Source organism: Pseudomonas sp. SDO524_S393, from assembly GCF_054071875.1.
This window is the reverse complement of sequence record NZ_JBSVVZ010000157.1, coordinates 1-898: the sequence shown is the minus strand read 5'-3', so window position 1 is coordinate 898 and position 898 is coordinate 1. Positions and strand designations below refer to the sequence as shown.

Below are 898 nucleotides of genomic sequence, written 5' to 3'. Positions count from 1 at the left end.
CCCAGCTCGATACGTTGCCCACGCAGCTTGACCTGATGGTCGAGGCGCCCCAGGTACTCGATATTGCCGTCGGCCAGGAAGCGGCAACGGTCGCCGGTACGGTACAGGCGCTCGCCACGGACGGTGAGGAAACGCTCGGCGGTCAGGTCGTCACGTTTCAGATAGCCCCGCGCCACGCCGACGCCACCGATGTACAGCTCGCCGATGCTGCCGATCGGCAACGGCTGCTGGGCCTCGTCAAGAATATGCAAGTGCAGGTTGGCAATCGGTTTGCCGATGGGCACCCGTTGGTCATTCACCGAGCAACGCCATACCGACACGTCGATGGCCGCTTCGGTCGGGCCATACAGGTTGACCAGCGCCGCCGGGTGTTGCCCCATAAAACGCTGGACCAGATCGGCGGGCAAGGCTTCACCGCTGGCAAACACCTGCCGCAGGCTGGTGCAGGCAGACAGGCTCGGTTCCTCGACAAACGCGCGCAGCATCGACGGCACGAAGTGCAGGGTGGTGACCTGTTCCTGCTGGATCAACTGGCTGAGGTACGCCGGGTCGCGATGGCCGTCCGGGCGGGCGACCACCAGCGTGGCGCCGGTGATCAGCGGCCAGAAGAACTCCCACACCGACACGTCGAAGCTGTACGGGGTCTTTTGCAGCACGCGGTCATGCGGGCCGATGGGGAACGCGTCCTGCATCCAGTGCAGGCGGTTCATCAGGGCGCCGTGTTCGTTCATCACGCCCTTGGGCTGGCCGGTGGAGCCGGAGGTGTAGAGCACGTAGGCGAGGTCGTTGGCCGCCATGTTCAGCGGCTCGGCAGCCGGGGCGTCGGGCAGTGCATCCAGGGTCCAGGCTGGATGGCCTGCGGGCAAGTGCGACAGCCACTGGGGCTGAGTCAGGGTGA

At 65.8% G+C, this 898-nt stretch carries 1 protein-coding gene; it reads right to left on the bottom strand.

Going from position 1 to position 898, the window contains the following annotated elements; genetic code table 11:
- The coding region (locus ACW9IB_RS29455; protein ID WP_457416836.1) for an amino acid adenylation domain-containing protein at positions 1-898 on the bottom strand (898 nt) is incomplete at both ends.